Annotated in this window: 15 protein-coding genes and 1 other annotated feature; all 15 genes read left to right on the forward strand. The window is 44.4% G+C overall.

The genetic code is table 11. The annotated features are described in order from the left end of the window. Positions 1 to 94: 94 nt before the first annotated feature. The 15 genes from IRB79_RS01785 to IRB79_RS01855 all read left to right on the forward strand — a co-directional run bounded on the left by IRB79_RS01785 (position 95) and on the right by IRB79_RS01855 (position 15,961). Positions 95 to 556, forward strand: coding sequence for a CtsR family transcriptional regulator (locus IRB79_RS01785; RefSeq protein WP_009336509.1), 462 nt, complete (start codon positions 95 to 97; stop codon positions 554 to 556). A gap of 23 nt (positions 557 to 579) precedes the next feature. Next, positions 580 to 1,128 (forward strand): protein-arginine kinase activator protein McsA, encoded by a 549-nt coding sequence (locus tag IRB79_RS01790; RefSeq protein WP_243506469.1) that lies wholly within the window; start codon positions 580 to 582, stop codon positions 1,126 to 1,128. Between the two features lie 2 nt (positions 1,129 to 1,130). After that, positions 1,131 to 2,210 carry a protein-arginine kinase McsB gene (locus IRB79_RS01795; RefSeq protein WP_243506470.1) on the forward strand — a complete coding sequence of 360 codons (1,080 nt, stop codon included), beginning with the start codon at positions 1,131 to 1,133 and terminating at the stop codon, positions 2,208 to 2,210. Positions 2,211 to 2,214: 4 nt separating this feature from the next. Then, complete coding sequence (clpC, locus tag IRB79_RS01800; protein WP_243506471.1) at positions 2,215 to 4,665, forward strand: ATP-dependent protease ATP-binding subunit ClpC; 2,451 nt, start codon at positions 2,215 to 2,217, stop codon at positions 4,663 to 4,665. A gap of 396 nt (positions 4,666 to 5,061) precedes the next feature. Then, the gene (gene radA / locus IRB79_RS01805; RefSeq protein ID WP_221876809.1) at positions 5,062 to 6,441 is read left to right on the forward strand and encodes a DNA repair protein RadA; all 1,380 of its coding nucleotides are present in this window, start codon (positions 5,062 to 5,064) and stop codon (positions 6,439 to 6,441) included. A 2-nt stretch (positions 6,442 to 6,443) separates the two neighbouring features. Next, positions 6,444 to 7,517, forward strand: coding sequence for a DNA integrity scanning diadenylate cyclase DisA (gene disA, locus IRB79_RS01810; RefSeq protein WP_243506472.1), 1,074 nt, complete (start codon positions 6,444 to 6,446; stop codon positions 7,515 to 7,517). Positions 7,518 to 7,746: 229 nt separating this feature from the next. Next, on the forward strand, positions 7,747 to 8,835 hold the full coding sequence (locus tag IRB79_RS01815) for a PIN/TRAM domain-containing protein (RefSeq protein ID WP_243506473.1): 1,089 nt from the start codon (positions 7,747 to 7,749) through the stop codon (positions 8,833 to 8,835). Between the two features lie 243 nt (positions 8,836 to 9,078). Then, entirely contained in the window at positions 9,079 to 9,765 is a 687-nt protein-coding gene (gene ispD, locus IRB79_RS01820) for a 2-C-methyl-D-erythritol 4-phosphate cytidylyltransferase (protein WP_243506474.1), read from the forward strand. A 13-nt stretch (positions 9,766 to 9,778) separates the two neighbouring features. Next, positions 9,779 to 10,264 carry a 2-C-methyl-D-erythritol 2,4-cyclodiphosphate synthase gene (ispF, locus tag IRB79_RS01825; RefSeq protein ID WP_243506475.1) on the forward strand — a complete coding sequence of 162 codons (486 nt, stop codon included), beginning with the start codon at positions 9,779 to 9,781 and terminating at the stop codon, positions 10,262 to 10,264. 103 nt (positions 10,265 to 10,367) lie between these two features. After that, positions 10,368 to 11,825 (forward strand): glutamate--tRNA ligase, encoded by a 1,458-nt coding sequence (gene gltX, locus IRB79_RS01830; RefSeq protein ID WP_243506476.1) that lies wholly within the window; start codon positions 10,368 to 10,370, stop codon positions 11,823 to 11,825. A 46-nt stretch (positions 11,826 to 11,871) separates the two neighbouring features. Next, positions 11,872 to 12,101, forward strand: a binding site (T-box leader). 126 nt (positions 12,102 to 12,227) lie between these two features. Then, the gene (gene cysE, locus IRB79_RS01835; protein WP_243506477.1) at positions 12,228 to 12,896 is read left to right on the forward strand and encodes a serine O-acetyltransferase; all 669 of its coding nucleotides are present in this window, start codon (positions 12,228 to 12,230) and stop codon (positions 12,894 to 12,896) included. Then, positions 12,877 to 14,280 (forward strand): cysteine--tRNA ligase, encoded by a 1,404-nt coding sequence (gene cysS / locus IRB79_RS01840; protein ID WP_243506478.1) that lies wholly within the window; start codon positions 12,877 to 12,879, stop codon positions 14,278 to 14,280. The genes cysE and cysS overlap by 20 nt, the downstream gene beginning before the upstream one ends. A 3-nt stretch (positions 14,281 to 14,283) precedes the next feature. Then, positions 14,284 to 14,709: a Mini-ribonuclease 3 gene (locus IRB79_RS01845; RefSeq protein WP_243506479.1), complete on the forward strand. Its 426-nt coding sequence runs from the start codon at positions 14,284 to 14,286 to the stop codon at positions 14,707 to 14,709. Next, positions 14,706 to 15,449: a 23S rRNA (guanosine(2251)-2'-O)-methyltransferase RlmB gene (gene rlmB, locus IRB79_RS01850; protein WP_243506480.1), complete on the forward strand. Its 744-nt coding sequence runs from the start codon at positions 14,706 to 14,708 to the stop codon at positions 15,447 to 15,449. The genes IRB79_RS01845 and rlmB overlap by 4 nt, the downstream gene beginning before the upstream one ends. 2 nt (positions 15,450 to 15,451) lie before the next feature. Then, a complete protein-coding gene (locus IRB79_RS01855; RefSeq protein ID WP_221876818.1) occupies positions 15,452 to 15,961 on the forward strand; it encodes an NYN domain-containing protein in 510 nt (169 codons plus the stop codon). Positions 15,962 to 16,012: the final 51 nt, after the last annotated feature.

Genomic DNA, 16,012 nt, shown 5'->3' on the forward strand with positions numbered 1-16,012 from the left:
GGGAAAATTATTAATACCCGCCAATTGCAAGAAATTACATAAATCATGTATAATTAATGTCAAATATAGTCAAAGTCAGATAGGGGGAGGCCTGGTGAGGAATATATCCGACATAATTGAAAATTACCTAAAACAGGTTTTAGAGAAGAGCGAAAGGGAAATTGTGGAAATTAAAAGAAGTGAAATTGCTGATAAGTTCCAGTGTGTTCCTTCTCAGATCAATTATGTGATCAACACCCGTTTCACGATTGAGAAAGGCTATGCAGTAGAAAGTAAGCGGGGAGGCGGGGGCTTCATTCGGATTATGAAAGTCCAGTCCTATGACCATGCTGATTTAATTGACCAGTTAATTTCATTGGTGCAGAGCAGGATTGCCCAGAGCAGTGCAGAGAATGTCATTTACCGTCTGGTAGAAGAAGAGATAATAACACATAGGGAAGCTAAAATAATGCTTAGTGTTATAGACCGTTCTGTCCTGTATATTGATCTTCCATTCAGGGATGAGCTGAGGGCAAGAATGCTTAAGGCAATGTTAACCACATTGAAATATAAATAGTAGGGAGCTGGAGAGGTGAAGTCATGATTTGTCAGGAATGTAATCAAAGGCCGGCCACACTGCACTTTACAAAAGTTGTAAATGGCGAGAAAGCAGAGTTTCATCTTTGCGAGAAATGCGCACAGGAAAAAGGTGAAATGTTTATGCTGGGCAGCGGGTCTGGTTTTTCAATAAATAACTTGCTTGCTGGCCTTCTGAATATCCAGCCTGCCTTTCAGGAATCGGGTCAGGATCCTTTTCAGCAGGAGAAAGTCCTGCAGTGTGAGCAATGTTCCTTGACCTTTCAGCAGTTTATTAAAGTAGGCCGCTTTGGATGCGCCAACTGCTATGAGACTTTTAAAGATCAATTGAACCCTATTCTTAGAAGGCTTCACAGCGGGAATTTCTCACACAGCGGAAAAATTCCTGCACGAATCGGGGGAACCATTCACTTGCGAAGGAATATTGATGATTTAAAAAATAATTTAAAAGAAATGATTGCCAAAGAAGAGTTTGAAAGAGCGGCAGAATTGAGGGACGAAATAAGGAAACTGGAAAAGCAGCTCAATGCCGATCAAAAGGGAGGGGAGTAAGCTTGTCGCTGGAACGTTTCATGAATCAAGCTATTAGCTCCTGGATGAGTGCGGAAGGCCCTGATTCCGATATTGTTTTAAGTTCACGAATCAGGCTCGCCCGCAATATGAAGCAATATAAATTCCCTACTGTATTTTCAAATGAAGAAGCAGAAGCGGTCATTGAAAAAATAAAGGCGAGGGTGGAGCATTATTCTTTTTCAAAACTTGGGGAAATGGAGCTTTTATTAATGGATCGCCTTCAGCCGCTTCAAAAAAGAGTGCTGATGGAAAAGCATCTGATCAGTCCCCATCTTGCTGAGAATTCAACTTATGGTGCCTGCCTTCTTTCTGAAAATGAAGAAGTCAGCATCATGATTAATGAAGAAGACCATATAAGAATTCAATGCCTGTTTCCAGGGTTTCAGCTTTCTGAAGCCTTAAGTATGGCGAATGAAATTGATGATTGGCTGGAGGAAGAAGCCGATTATGCATTTGATGAAAACATTGGCTTTTTAACAAGCTGTCCAACAAATGTAGGAACAGGGCTCAGGGCATCGGTTATGATGCATTTGCCGGGCCTAGTTCTCACACAGCAAATGAACCGGATTATTCCGGCAATTAGCCAGCTTGGTTTAGTTGTTAGAGGAATTTACGGGGAAGGCAGCGAAGCTTTAGGTAATATCTTTCAAGTTTCAAACCAGATCACTCTCGGAAAATCAGAAGAGGATATCGCTGAGGATCTGAAAAGTGTTGTCAGTCAGCTGATTTCTCAGGAAAGATCGGCAAGGGAAGCATTAGCAAAGACTTCTAACATACAATTAGAAGACAGAGTCTTCCGCTCTTATGGCATTTTATCAAATAGCCGGATCATTGAATCAAAGGAAGCAGCACAATGCTTGTCTGATGTTCGCCTGGGGATTGATATGCAGTACATCAAAAACATATCAAAAAATATTTTGAATGAGCTGATGATCCTGACACAGCCCGGATTCCTGCAGCAATATGCAGGCGGGCCGCTCAGGCCGCATGAACGCGATATCCGCAGGGCTTCATTAATTAGGGAAAGATTAAAAATGGAAGATCAAGAGTTGGGAGGATGAAAACATGATGTTCGGACGATTTACGGAAAGAGCTCAAAAAGTATTGGCTTTAGCACAGGAGGAAGCAATCCGTTTAGGACATAACAACATCGGGACAGAGCATATTCTGCTGGGACTTGTACGCGAAGGTGAAGGCATTGCAGCAAAAGCTCTCTATGCTTTAGGCCTCGGCTCTGATAAGATCCAAAAAGAGGTTGAGAATTTAATAGGCAGGGGGCAGGATGCTTCCCAGACCATTCATTATACACCACGTGCCAAGAAAGTCATTGAACTTTCCATGGACGAAGCAAGAAAGCTTGGCCATTCCTATGTAGGAACAGAGCATATCCTGCTTGGCCTGATCCGTGAGGGTGAAGGAGTTGCAGCGAGAGTCCTGAATAATCTTGGAGTCAGCCTCAATAAAGCTCGCCAGCAAGTGCTTCAGCTATTAGGAAGCAATGAGTCCGGCAGTCATCAGGGTGGCTCCGCAGCCAATGCGAACACACCGACACTGGATGGATTGGCACGTGACTTGACTGCTATTGCCAGAGAAGGAAGCTTGGATCCGGTTATTGGACGAAGCAAAGAAATTCAGCGTGTAATCGAAGTATTAAGCCGCAGGACGAAAAATAACCCAGTTCTTATCGGTGAGCCTGGGGTAGGTAAAACAGCCATCGCAGAGGGCTTGGCACAGCAGATCATTAATAATGAAGTGCCTGAGACTCTTCGTGATAAAAGGGTTATGACGCTTGATATGGGTACAGTAGTTGCCGGAACAAAGTATCGCGGTGAATTTGAAGACCGCTTGAAGAAGGTAATGGATGAAATCAGGCAGGCCGGAAACATCATTTTATTTATTGACGAGCTTCATACATTAATAGGTGCAGGCGGAGCAGAAGGTGCGATCGATGCTTCCAACATCTTAAAGCCTTCTCTGGCCCGCGGTGAACTTCAGTGTATTGGTGCAACAACTCTTGATGAGTACAGAAAATACATTGAAAAGGATGCGGCACTTGAAAGAAGATTCCAGCCTATTACGGTTGATGAGCCGACTGCGGAAGAATCGGTACAGATTCTTGAAGGTCTTCGTGACCGTTATGAGGCACACCATCGCGTGACGATTACGGATGCAGCCATTCAAGCCGCTGTAAAACTATCAGACCGCTACATCTCAGACCGCTTCCTTCCGGATAAAGCGATTGATTTAATTGACGAAGCGGGTTCAAAGGTAAGACTTCGCTCTTACACTACACCTCCAAACCTGAAAGAACTGGAGGTTAAGCTGGAGGATGTAAGGAAAGAAAAAGACGCTGCCGTTCAAAGCCAGGAGTTTGAAAAGGCGGCTTCCTTAAGAGATACAGAGCAGCGCCTGCGCGAACAGCTTGAAGAAACGAAGAAGACATGGAAAGAAAAGCAGGGCAAAGAGAACAGTGAAGTGACGGTTGAGGATATCGCCAATGTGGTGGCCAGCTGGACTGGAATCCCTGTATCGAAGCTGGCCCAAACAGAAACAGAAAAGCTTCTGAACCTGGAAGAAATTCTTCATTCCCGTGTAATCGGACAGGAAGAAGCGGTTAAAGCCATTTCGAAGGCTGTCCGCCGTGCCCGTGCAGGCCTTAAAGATCCGAAGCGCCCTATTGGCTCATTTGTATTCCTTGGGCCGACTGGGGTAGGTAAAACAGAGTTAGCCCGTGCATTAGCAGAAGCGATGTTCGGTGACGAGGATGCGATGATCCGCATCGATATGTCAGAATACATGGAGAAGCACTCCACATCCCGTCTGGTAGGTTCGCCTCCGGGTTATGTAGGATATGAAGAAGGCGGGCAGTTAACCGAAAAGGTCCGCAGAAAGCCATATTCTGTTGTGCTGCTGGATGAAATTGAAAAGGCACATCCTGATGTATTTAACATCCTTTTACAGGTATTGGAAGACGGAAGATTAACAGATTCTAAAGGGAGAACCGTTGATTTCCGCAATACCGTTCTGATTATGACATCCAATGTAGGCGCTGAAGCACTTAAGCGAAACAAATATGTTGGATTTAACATCCAGGATGGGGAACAGGATTACAAAGATATGAAAGGGAAAGTAATGGAAGAGATGAAGAAGTCCTTCCGTCCGGAATTCCTGAACCGTATTGATGAAATCATCGTTTTCCATGCATTGGAGAAAAAGCATCTTCAGGAAATCGTTACACTTATGTCTGACACCTTAACGAAACGATTGAAGGAACAGGACATTACATTGGAATTGACGGATGCAGCCAAAGAAAAAATCTCGGTAGAAGGCTACGACCCAGAGTACGGAGCACGTCCGCTCCGCAGGGCGATTCAAAAGCATATTGAAGATCGCTTATCCGAGGAACTGTTAAAAGGAACGGTACTAACCGGGCAAAGCGTGGTAATCGATGTGAAAGATGGAGAGTTTGTAGTGAAAACGGCTGAACCAAGCGGGGCGCCAAATCTTCAGAAATAAGATGACTTCAATCAGTGGGGACTTAATTCCCGCTGATTGTTTGATTAAGCCTGCAGGACGTGACGTTCAGACTTTGTTCTGCTCGATGGCTTTCCCCGCTAAAATAGCATCAAAAGATTTTACACAGCAAAAAGGTACACGTCCCTGTTATACGTGTACCTTTTTGCACTCTTTCAGTCATATCATGCTGGCAGCCTTTAAAGAGGTTTATTCTGCCGATTTATGTTAATTTTAAGATAGAAAAAGATAACAGGACAAAAACATTTTAAGACCCGTTAAAAAAGGGAATAGGAAGTTAACCGTACTTCTGTCATCGCTGGTTCTTTCACGCAAGGCCGGTAATATTTAAGATTTCCCTTAAAGCGGCTGGATGAAGTTACAGAGAGGGGAAGAAGTATGGCTAAAAGAAAAACGAAATTCATGTGCCAGGAATGCGGCTATGAATCACCTAAATGGATGGGAAAATGTCCGGGGTGCGGACAATGGAATACGATGGTGGAAGAGGTGGAGAAGCCTGCTTCAACGAGAAGAGGCGCTTTTGCTCATTCACAGGGTTCGGCCATAGCGGCGAAAGCCACACCGATTACATCCATTGAAACAGTCAGCGAACCCCGCATACATACTGATTTAATAGAATTAAACCGTGTCCTTGGGGGCGGAATTGTAAGAGGCTCCCTTGTTCTTATTGGAGGAGATCCGGGCATCGGGAAATCAACGCTTCTTCTTCAAGTGTCATCACAGCTGGCGAACAGGAAGCATTCTGTTCTCTATATATCAGGGGAAGAATCCATGCGCCAGACGAAGCTGAGGGCTGACCGTTTAGGTGTTTCTTCAGACAGTCTGCTCGTTTATTCGGAAACCAGCCTTGATGAAATCAGCAGAACGATTGATTCAGTGAATCCTGACTTTGTCATTATTGACTCCATTCAGACGATCTTTCACCCGGAAGTGACATCGGCGCCGGGCAGCGTTTCTCAGGTTCGGGAATGTACTGCTGAGCTAATGCGCATCGGCAAAACGAAGGGAATTGCCATTTTTATCGTAGGGCATGTTACAAAGGAAGGCTCCATTGCGGGTCCAAGACTGCTCGAGCATATGGTAGATACCGTTTTGTATTTTGAAGGTGAACGCCATCATACATACAGGATTTTGCGTGCGGTTAAAAACAGGTTCGGATCAACAAACGAAATGGGCATTTTTGAAATGAAGGAATTTGGGCTTGAGGAAGTGGCAAACCCGTCAGAAATTTTCCTGGAAGAGCGGTCACAGGGAGCTGCGGGTTCAACAGTCGTGGCATCCATGGAAGGAACAAGGCCAGTTCTGGTTGAAATTCAGGCGCTGATTTCCCCGACAAGCTTTGGAAATCCAAGACGAATGGCGACAGGAATTGATCATAACCGGGTTCCGCTCCTGATGGCGGTATTGGAAAAACGGGTCGGGATGCTCCTGCAAAATCAAGATGCCTACCTAAAAGTCGCTGGCGGAGTGAAGCTTGATGAACCGGCAATTGATTTGGCCATTGCTGTGAGCATTGCGTCAAGCTTTCGGGATAAGCCAACAAAGGCAACAGACTGCATCATCGGAGAAGTAGGACTCACAGGCGAGGTCAGGAGAGTATCAAGAATAGAACAAAGAGTGCAGGAGGCAGCCAAGCTGGGCTTTGAGCGTGTTATCCTGCCGGCTAACAATCTTGGCGGCTGGAGCGCACCGGGAGGAATTGAACTAATCGGAGTAAGCTCGGTCGGTGAAGCATTAAAGGCTGCGTTAGGGGGATAAAGATGGAGACTAAAAAAATGGGCGAAAAAACGATGAGTGAAATCCTTCGGTTCATGGCTCCGGGTACGCCTATCAGGGAAGGGATTGATAATGTTCTTCGCGCCAATACAGGCGGGCTGATTGTTTTAGGATCAAAAGAAAAGCTTAGTAACCTTGTTGATGGAGGATTCCAAATTAATTGCCCATTCTCGCCTAGCTATTTGTATGAGCTGGCCAAGATGGATGGAGCCATTATTTTAAATGAAGAAGGTAACAAGATTCTAATAGCTAATGCCCAGCTGGCTCCTGATCCTGGTGTGCCTTCTACCGAAACGGGTATGCGGCACCGGACGGCAGAACGGGTTGCCCGGCAAACAGGTGCATTAGTGATTGCCATTTCCCAGAGGCGCAATGTCATTACACTGTATAAAGGGCATTCCCGCTATGCTCTGCGTGATATTGGCGTCATTTTAACCAAGGCGAATGTTGCCGTGCAGACGCTTGAAAAATATAAGGTCGTTCTTGAACAGAGCATCGGCAACCTGAGCATCCTGGAATTTGAAGAGCTTGTTACATACAGTGATATTCTTCATGTTTTTCATAATATCGAAATGGTTCTGCGCATTAAAAATGAGCTCCTTACCTATTTAAGTGAACTGGGTACTGAAGGAAGGCTGATCCGCCTCCAGATGAATGAGCTGCTGATGGAGCTTGAGCGGGAAGCGGAATGGATAATAAAAGACTATGCTCATTCAAGGGACATCGATTCCAGAGCAGTGCTTGTTAAGCTTCAGGAGCTTTCAAAAGGGGAAATGCTCGAAGACTCTGTTATTCTTAAGCTTCTTGGCTATAACGGGTATATTCATACCGAGGAATTCAAATGCCCCCGCGGCTACCGCATGCTGAATAAAGTTCCCCGCCTTCCGCCGATCATTATTGATAATCTGATTAATCGATTTGAAGAATTTCCGAATATCATCACGGCGACAGTAGAGGAGCTCGATGAGGTAGAAGGAATAGGAGAAGTAAGGGCCAGAAAAATTAAAGAAGGGCTTAAGCTCATAAAAGAGCAGGTTTTTGCGGACCGTCAGCTATAAAGAGACCATTGAACTATGTAATTGGTTATGCTAAAATGGTAAGTTAATTATTTGACAGTTTATTGCCAATGGTGCTACCCTTAAAGTGTGTAAAAGTAAAAATTTAAGCAGGTATAAAGGCGTTACTTTACTATCGTGAAATAATTATTAGGGATAAAATTGAAAATCCCCCGGATTCAGGGTTTCAATTTTGTGAATTTGTTTATAATGATTAAAAGGAGGTGAAGGAATGTTAAAACGTATTGTACAGGCATGCTTCCTTATTATTGGGGTAACGCTGGGTATATTTTTGATTCCTGACTTATTAAAATTAATCAGTTTAGATGACATTCCTCTTTTAAATAATCCATATGTGTCCGCCATTTTAGGTGCTATTATTTTTTATCTTTTAACTTTTTGGGCGGTTGATCATGTCGTCAATTTCGTGAGATGGGCAGAAGAATCACTGGTAAAAGTACCTATAACAGATATTATTTTTGGAAGTGTCGGCCTGGTTTTTGGATTAGTCATTGCTTTTTTAATCGGATATGCCCTAAATGCGATTGAGGTCCCGATTCTGAATACCGTAGCTCCGATTGTGCTGACGCTGCTGTTCGGCTATCTTGGATTTCAGGTTGGCTTTAAAAAGCGGGATGAACTTTTAATTCTATTTTCAAGCAAGAAGAAGAAGAGCAGTGAAGAAGAGATTGAGCCTGAAGCTGCACCTAAAAAATCACTCAAGATCCTTGATACAAGCGTTATCATCGATGGCCGCATTGCTGATATTTGCCAGACGGGCTTTTTGGAAGGCACGATTGTCATTCCGCAGTTTGTACTGGAAGAACTGCAGCATATTGCTGATTCATCAGATGTATTAAAGCGCAACCGCGGCAGAAGAGGATTGGATATTTTAAATCGGATTCAAAAAGAACTTTCCATTAATGTAGAAATCTATGAAGGCGATTTTGAAGAAATCCAAGAGGTGGACAGCAAGCTGGTGAAGCTGGCTAAGCTAACGAATGGCGTCGTTGTGACCAATGATTTTAACTTAAACAAGGTTTGTGAACTGCAAAAAGTAGCAGTCCTTAATATTAATGACCTGGCCAACGCCGTCAAACCCGTTGTGCTTCCAGGAGAAGAAATGAAGGTACAGGTTATTAAGGACGGCAAGGAACAGAATCAGGGGATTGCTTATCTGGATGACGGCACGATGATCGTGGTGGAAGAAGGCAGAAATTATATTGGCAAACATATTGATGTTCTTGTCACAAGTGTATTGCAGACTTCAGCCGGAAGAATGATTTTTGCAAAACCTAAGCTTCTGGAAAAAGCCTTATAATGTATGATAGAAAGTGGGACAGAGCGTGCAGGGAGATTGTTTTCCCTGCCTTTTTCCTGCTTTTTTAGGAAGGTAAGAAATAACATTGAACTTCGAGAATTGTCTAGCTCCAGCGCCTGCCCCCTCGAGGTCACAAGCCGATCCTCCCAAAAAGGCAAAGGTCGACTTTTCAAAAGTCTCGTCTTGTGCTTGTCGGGGGTGGACAAGGCGCTTGCGCTTTTCTTAGGAGATAGGAGCCATAATATGAATTATCAAGTGATTCTCCCGGCGGCCGGGCAGGGGAAAAGAATGGGAGCGGGAAAGAATAAGCTTCTCCTGGAAATCGGGAATGTCCCTGTGTTTATACATACGTTAAGAGTTTTTGAAAGTGACCCGGAGTGCACGGGCATTTTTTTGGCGATTAATCCTCAGGATGAGGAGGAAATGCGCGTTCTGTTAAAAAAGCATCATATTACGAAAGTGGCTGCTATGGTAGAAGGCGGGAAGGAAAGGCAGCATAGCGTCTATAATGCGGCCAAAGCATCTTCAGGTGAGGATGTGGTGCTGGTTCATGACGCTGCCCGCCCTTTTATTACCCGGGAGTTACTGCAGCCGCTAGTGAAAGCAGCCAAGGAAAAAGGAGCGGCTGTTCTGGCAGTGCCGCTGAAGGATACCGTAAAAAAAGCTGACGGAAATTTGATTACAGAAACACTTGAACGTTCCTGCCTCTGGGCTGTTCAAACTCCACAGGCCTTTCGTATTTCTTCCCTGCTTGACGCCCATCGCAAGGCCGAGGAGGACGGTTTTTTAGGAACAGATGATGCCAGCCTCATTGAGCGGTTAGGCAAAGAAGTGATGATTGTTGAGGGAAGTTACGATAATATTAAGCTGACTACGCCAGAAGATATTTATTTTGCGGAAGCAATAATAAAGAAAAGAAGTAATATGTAAAGGAGATTATACAATGTTTCGGATTGGACAGGGTTTTGATGTTCATCAGTTTGCTGAAGGACGCCCGTTAATTATTGGAGGAATTGAAATACCATATGAGAAAGGGCTGCTGGGGCATTCAGATGCAGATGTCCTGCTTCATACGGTGGCTGATGCCTGCCTTGGGGCAATTGGAGAAGGAGATATTGGACGGCATTTTCCTGATACCGATCCTGAATTCAAGGATGCCGATTCGGCGAAGCTGCTTGCGCATGTGTGGGGAATCGTAAAAGAAAAAGGGTATGAGCTGGTCAATGCAGACTGTACCATCATTGCCCAAAAGCCGAAGATGGCTCCTCATATCGGGAAAATGCAGGAGCGGATTGCAGAGCTTCTGGAAACCGAAAAAGAAAATATTAATGTGAAAGCAACAACTACAGAAAAGCTTGGCTTTACAGGACGGGGAGAGGGAATCGCCTCCCAGGCCGCTGTTTTGCTGAAAAAGAAAGAGAACCGTTAAAATTACCTTTCAGAAGAAAAACCTGAGTGTTAAAATATAGCTTATGCAGTCTACTGGTGAGACGAAAAACTCAACAGATTTAGATTTTAAGGAGGCAGTTAGTATGTCAAATGAAATCCGCGTCCGCTACGCTCCGAGTCCGACTGGGCATTTACATATCGGAAATGCGAGAACGGCGCTTTTCAACTATTTGTTTGCAAGAAGCAAAGGCGGAAAATTCATCATCCGCATTGAGGATACAGATAAGAAACGGAATATTGAAGGCGGCGAAGAAAGCCAGCTTCACTATTTAAAGTGGCTTGGGATGGATTGGGACGAAAGCATCGACCAGGAAGGCGAATATGGCCCATACCGCCAATCTGAAAGAAATCATATCTATGAAACATACTACAAGGAATTGCTTGACAAAGGGCATGCCTATAAGTGCTATTGTACGGAAGAGGAACTGGAAGCAGAGCGTGAAGCTCAATCTGCAAAAGGTGATACCCCTGCTTATTCAGGAAAATGCCGCCATCTGACAGCGGAAGATAGAGCTGCACTGGAAGCAGAAGGCAGAAAGCCGAGCATCCGTTTCTTAGTGCCAAAAGGCAGGGAATTAAAATTCAATGATATGGTAAAAGGCGAAGTGTCATTCGAATCTGAAGGCTTTGGCGATTTTGTCATTGTCAAAAAGGACGGTACTCCTACCTATAACTTTGCGGTAACAGTGGATGACCACCTTATGAAAATTTCTCATGTCCTGCGCGGTGATGACCATATTTCCAATACTCCTAAGCAGCAGATGATTTACGAAGCATTGGGCTGGGACATTCCGACGTTTGGCCATATGACGCTGATTGTCAATGAAAGCCGCAAAAAACTGAGCAAGCGTGACGAGACGATTATCCAGTTCATTGAACAGTATGAAGAGCTCGGCTACTTGCCGGAAGCGCTCTTTAACTTTATTGCTTTGCTTGGCTGGTCTCCTGCAGGCGAGGAAGAAATCTTCTCCAAAGAAGAATTCATTGATATTTTTGATGAAAGCAGATTATCAAAATCTCCTGCCCTTTTCGATAAGCAGAAGCTTGAATGGATGAATAACCAGTACATGAAAAAGCTTGATCAGGACCGCTTAGTGGCCATTTCAGCCCCTCACCTGGTAAAGTCAGGAAAGATCAGTGAAAACTGGCAGCAGGAAAATGAAGATTGGGTTAGAAGCCTGATCACTCTTTATCAGGAAAAAATGAGCTTTGGCGCTCAAATTGCAGAGCTTTCAGAACTGTTCTTTACAGAAGAAATGACAGTTGATGAAGAAGCGAAGGAAGTTCTGGCTGAAGAGCAGGTTCCTGAAGTGCTGTCTGCTTTCCTGCAGGAAATTGACAATATGGCAGAGTTCAAAGCGGATGAAATTAAAGCGGCCATGAAGGCTGTGCAAAAATCAACAGGCCACAAGGGCAAGAAACTGTTCATGCCAATCCGTTCAGCTACTACTGGCCAAACCCATGGGCCGGATCTGCCGCAGGCCATCGAGCTTTTAGGAAAAGAAAAAGTAAAAACTCGATTAATGAGCATTATTGGTTAACATCTTGGAGAAAATGTAATATAGTATTAAGTAAATTATTCTATATCGAAAAGTGTTGAAGAGGAAAAGTAAGAAAAAAGATGCTTTTTAGAGAGAACCATCACCGGCTGAAAGTGGTTTAAGCCTCTCCTTTTTCTGAAGTGCGCCTCAGAGCCTCAATTTGAACGGATGCCCCCTGCTTCCTAGTAGATTTGAGCGGAACTTATCCGTTAACAAGTTAAAGTTGAGGCTTCTGAAGCCTAAACAGAGTGGAACCGCGCATAAAGCGTCTCTGTCCGATTGTGGCAGAGGCGCTTTTTTATATTTTTAACCTGCTTCCACGGGCAGTGAAATATTATAGGGGAAAAGCTTTAGAGAAATAAAAATAGAGATCGAGACCTATGTCAGGAGGGGAAATGAACAATGTTTGCAAGAATGAAGGAAGATATCGAAGTGGTATTTGAACAGGATCCGGCAGCAAGAAGTTATTTGGAAGTAGTATTAACGTACTCAGGATTGCATGCTGTCTGGTCGCACCGCATGGCCCACGCACTTTTTAAGAGGAAGTTTTATTTTCTTGCAAGAGTTGTTTCCCAGGTCAGCCGCTTTTTCACAGGAATTGAAATTCACCCGGGAGCAAAGATCGGCAGACGCTTTTTTATCGACCATGGCATGGGGGTTGTCATCGGGGAAACATGTGAGATCGGCGATAACGTAACTGTTTTCCAGGGTGTGACACTTGGAGGAACCGGGAAGGAAAAAGGCAAGCGGCATCCTACTATTAAGGACAACGCGCTGATTGCAACCGGTGCGAAGGTTTTGGGATCCATTACAATTGGGGAGAATTCTAAGATAGGTGCAGGCTCTGTTGTTCTTCATGAGGTTCCGCCGAACTCAACTGTGGTCGGCATTCCAGGAAGAGTGAAAGTCCGGGATGGTGTGAAAATTAGCAAGGATTTAAATCATTGTGATCTTCCCGATCCAATTGCAGACCGGTTTAAGGAACTGGAGAAGGAGCTGCAGGAATTAAAAGGCGAAGTCGAAACGTTGAGGAAAGAAAGGAGCCAGATTCATGGCCATTCAAATCTATAATACACTTACTCGTCAAAAAGAAGATTTTATTCCCATAGAAGAGGGAAAAGTGAAAATGTATGTGTGCGGGCCGACCGTTTATAACTATATCCATATAGGGAATGCGCGCCCGCCAATTGTATTTGATACAGTGCGCAGATATCTTGAATTCCGCGGCTTCGATGTTCAGTATGTCTCCAACTTTACTGATGTAGATGATAAGCTGATCCGCGTAGCTAATGAACTTGGAACGGATGTTCCAAGCATAGCGGAACGATTCATTAATGCCTACTTCGAAGACGTTTCTGCACTGGGCTGCAGAAAGGCTGATGTCCACCCTAGAGTGACAGAAAGCATCGATATCATTATTGAGTTTATCCAGACATTGATTGATAAAGGCTTCGCGTATGAATCAGAAGGGGATGTCTATTATCATACCCGTAAGTTTGATGAGTACGGTAAGCTGTCCCATCAGTCCATTGATGAGCTGCGGGTTGGCGCCCGCATTGCCGTCGGCGAAAAGAAACAGGATTCTCTTGACTTTGTTCTTTGGAAAGCAGCGAAAAAAGGGGAAATCGCGTGGGAGAGCCCTTGGGGGCAAGGAAGGCCAGGATGGCATATTGAATGCTCGGCTATGGCAAAGAAATACCTGGGGGACACGATTGATATTCATGCCGGCGGACAGGATCTGGCTTTCCCGCATCATGAAAATGAGATCGCCCAGTCGGAAGCTTTGACAGGCAAAACCTTTGCCCGCTATTGGATGCACAATGGCTATATTAATATCGACAACGAAAAAATGTCAAAATCACTAGGGAATTTCGTCCTGGTTCATGACATTATCCAAAAGCATGACCCGCAGGTTCTAAGATTTTTCATGCTGTCCGTACATTACAGACATCCGATCAACTATAGTGATGAGCTTCTGGAAAATACCCGTACAGGGCTGGAGCGCATTAAAACATCTTATCACAATTTGCAGCACCGCAAAGAAGCAAGTGTGAACCTGACTGATAATAATCAGGAGTGGCTGGATAAAATAACCGTTCTTCATGAACAGTTCATTCATGATATGGATGATGATTTCAATACAGCCAATGCCGTATCTATTTTGTTCGAACTGTCTAAGCTTGCGAATTATTATCTGATGGAGAAAAACACAGCTGTGGAAGTCATCGATGCTTTCACGAAAGAATTTGAAACGCTGTTTGATGTATTAGGCCTTTCTCTTGAAGAAACAAATGCTGACCTTCTGGATGAGGAAATCGAAAAGCTGATTGAGCAGAGGCAGCAGGCCAGAAAAGAGCGCAATTTTGAACTGGCAGACAAAATCCGCGATCAGCTGAAAGAAATGAACATTATCCTTGAAGATACACCGCAGGGAATCAGATGGAAAAGAGGCTAAGCAATGCTTCACTATGAAAACAAAATAGATGAAAAACAATTGAATAGTCTTGCCATGGCGTATATGGGGGATGCGGTATTTGAAACCTATATACGCCACCATCTCCTTCAAAATGGACGGGTTCGGCCCCATTTCCTCCATAAGGAGGCAACCCGGTATGTTTCTGCAAAAGCCCAGTCCATAATCATTCATGAATTAATTGATTCTGAACGGCTGACGGAGGAAGAACTGGCCGTAGTCCGCAGGGGACGAAACGCAAAGTCCGGTTCGGTGCCGAAAAATACCGATGTCCAAACATACAGATACAGCACAGCTTTTGAATCTCTCATCGGCTATCTGTTTTTGTCAAAAAGACAGGAGCGGATGGAAGAACTGATTCTGGAATCCATACATTTAGTTGAGAAAAGGAAAGGAGGAGCGGCAAAATGAGCCAGGATTTTATCATCGGGAAGAATCCCGTTATTGAAGCATTAAAGTCAGAGAGGGATATTAATAAGATTTTTATTGCAGAAGGTTCGCAGAGCGGGCAGATGCAGCAGGTAATCGGTTTGGCGAAGTCAGCCGGGGTACTGGTCCAGTTCGTTCCCAAGAAAAAAATAGATGGGATGGCAGAGGGGAATCATCAGGGTGTCATCGCACAGGTTGCTGCCTATCAATACGCAGAAATCGATGATTTGTTTGCTGCCGCAGAAAAGAAAAATGAAGCAGCATTTTTCTTGCTTCTGGATGAAATTGAAGATCCGCATAATCTAGGGTCCATCATGAGAACGGCTGATGCAGTCGGGGCACATGGGATCATTATTCCGAAAAGGAGAGCTGTCGGGCTGACGGCAACAGTAGCTAAAGCATCAACAGGAGCGATCGAGTATATCCCGGTTGTCCGTGTTACCAATATGGCCAGGACGATTGATGAATTAAAGGAAAGAGGCGTCTGGATCGCCGGTACGGATGCAAAGGGGAAACAAGACTACCGCCAGATGGATGGGACGATGCCTATAGGTCTTGTAATTGGAAGCGAAGGTAAAGGGATGGGCCGCCTGATTCGGGATAAATGTGATTTCCTCATTAACCTGCCGATGGCTGGACACGTTACTTCCCTTAACGCATCAGTGGCTGCTGCGCTGCTCATGTATGAGGTTTATCGGAAACGGCATCCGCTTGAGGGATAGAAATGGACATCCTTCTTGTTGACGGATACAACATAATTGGTGCTTGGCCAGAACTCAGGGAGCTCAAAAACAAGGATTTATCGTCAGCCAGAGACCGCCTGATTGAAAAAATGGCCGAGTACCAGGGATATTCCGGGTACAGAGTGATTGTCGTGTTTGATGCCCATTATGTAAAGGGCACGGAAAAAAAGTTTAAGGATTCAAAGATCGAAGTTATTTTTACAAGAAATAATGAAACGGCCGATGAACGCATTGAAAAATTGGCTATCGATCTCAGCAATATTAAAACCCAAATTCATGTGGCAACCTCCGATTTCACAGAGCAATGGGTCATATTTGGCCAGGGAGCCCTAAGGAAATCAGCAAGGGAGCTGCTTAATGAAATGAATTTGATTGAAAGCAGCATCGAAAAAAAAGTAAAAAAAATTCAGCAGAAAAAGCCTGTATCCAAGATACCTCTCAGTGATGAAGTGGCAGAAATTTTTGAAAAATGGCGCAGAGGAGGCCAATGAGCGGTTGACGCTTGAAAAAACCGTGCTGTATAATGTTTCTAACCATGCTTG

The organism is Cytobacillus oceanisediminis (assembly GCF_022811925.1).
Lineage (GTDB): Bacteria > Bacillota > Bacilli > Bacillales > Cytobacillaceae > Cytobacillus > Cytobacillus oceanisediminis_D.

What these genes read in the sequence shown, in the direction of transcription:
- IRB79_RS01790 (WP_243506469.1), top strand. Translation starts at nt 580, where the DNA reads ATGATTTGTCAGGAATGTAATCAAAGGCCGGCCACACTGCACTTTACA.
- clpC (WP_243506471.1), top strand. Translation starts at nt 2,215, where the DNA reads ATGATGTTCGGACGATTTACGGAAAGAGCTCAAAAAGTATTGGCTTTA.
- radA (WP_221876809.1), top strand. Translation starts at nt 5,062, where the DNA reads ATGGCTAAAAGAAAAACGAAATTCATGTGCCAGGAATGCGGCTATGAA.
- disA (WP_243506472.1), top strand. Translation starts at nt 6,444, where the DNA reads ATGGAGACTAAAAAAATGGGCGAAAAAACGATGAGTGAAATCCTTCGG.
- IRB79_RS01815 (WP_243506473.1), top strand. Translation starts at nt 7,747, where the DNA reads ATGTTAAAACGTATTGTACAGGCATGCTTCCTTATTATTGGGGTAACG.
- ispD (WP_243506474.1), top strand. Translation starts at nt 9,079, where the DNA reads ATGAATTATCAAGTGATTCTCCCGGCGGCCGGGCAGGGGAAAAGAATG.
- ispF (WP_243506475.1), top strand. Translation starts at nt 9,779, where the DNA reads ATGTTTCGGATTGGACAGGGTTTTGATGTTCATCAGTTTGCTGAAGGA.
- gltX (WP_243506476.1), top strand. Translation starts at nt 10,368, where the DNA reads ATGTCAAATGAAATCCGCGTCCGCTACGCTCCGAGTCCGACTGGGCAT.
- cysE (WP_243506477.1), top strand. Translation starts at nt 12,228, where the DNA reads ATGTTTGCAAGAATGAAGGAAGATATCGAAGTGGTATTTGAACAGGAT.
- cysS (WP_243506478.1), top strand. Translation starts at nt 12,877, where the DNA reads ATGGCCATTCAAATCTATAATACACTTACTCGTCAAAAAGAAGATTTT.
- IRB79_RS01845 (WP_243506479.1), top strand. Translation starts at nt 14,284, where the DNA reads ATGCTTCACTATGAAAACAAAATAGATGAAAAACAATTGAATAGTCTT.
- rlmB (WP_243506480.1), top strand. Translation starts at nt 14,706, where the DNA reads ATGAGCCAGGATTTTATCATCGGGAAGAATCCCGTTATTGAAGCATTA.
- IRB79_RS01855 (WP_221876818.1), top strand. Translation starts at nt 15,452, where the DNA reads ATGGACATCCTTCTTGTTGACGGATACAACATAATTGGTGCTTGGCCA.